Source organism: Micromonospora thermarum (genome assembly GCF_012034245.1).
Lineage (GTDB): Bacteria > Actinomycetota > Actinomycetes > Mycobacteriales > Micromonosporaceae > Micromonospora > Micromonospora thermarum.
Genome location: NZ_JAATEO010000105.1, coordinates 1 through 514 on the forward strand (window position 1 = coordinate 1; position 514 = coordinate 514).

The 514-nt window shown below is 71.0% G+C and carries 1 protein-coding gene; it reads left to right on the forward strand.

Annotation, left to right across the window (positions count from 1 at the left end):
- The coding region (locus tag HCJ94_RS29405) for an epoxide hydrolase family protein (RefSeq protein ID WP_168004252.1) at positions 1–514 on the forward strand (514 nt) is incomplete at both ends.

Below are 514 nucleotides of genomic sequence, written 5' to 3' on the forward strand. Positions count from 1 at the left end.
ATACGACTGGCGCGCGTTCGAGGCGAAGCTGAACGCTCTTCCGCAGTACACGACCGACATCGACGGCGTCGAGATCCATTTCATCCACGTGCGGTCGCCGCACGAGGACGCCCTGCCGCTGATCATGACGCACGGCTGGCCGGGCTCGGTCGTCGAGCTGCTCGGGGTCGTCGGCCCGCTCACCGACCCGACCGCGCACGGTGGACGGGCCGAGGACGCCTTCCACCTGGTGCTGCCGTCCCTGCCTGGCTACGGCTTCTCGGGCCAGCCGACCGAGCCCGGCTGGGAGTCCGGCCGCATCGCACGCGCGTGGGCGGAGCTGATGAACCGCCTCGACTACACGCGCTACGTCGCACAGGGAGGCGACGTGGGCGCCTCCGTCGCCGACGCGATGGGCCGCCAAGCACCCGAGGGGCTGCTCGGCATCCACGTCAACCTGCTCGCCGGGGCGATCGCTTTCAAGGACCAGCTGCCTGCGGAGTCCGAGCAGGAACGCGCGGCGCTCGACGCGCTG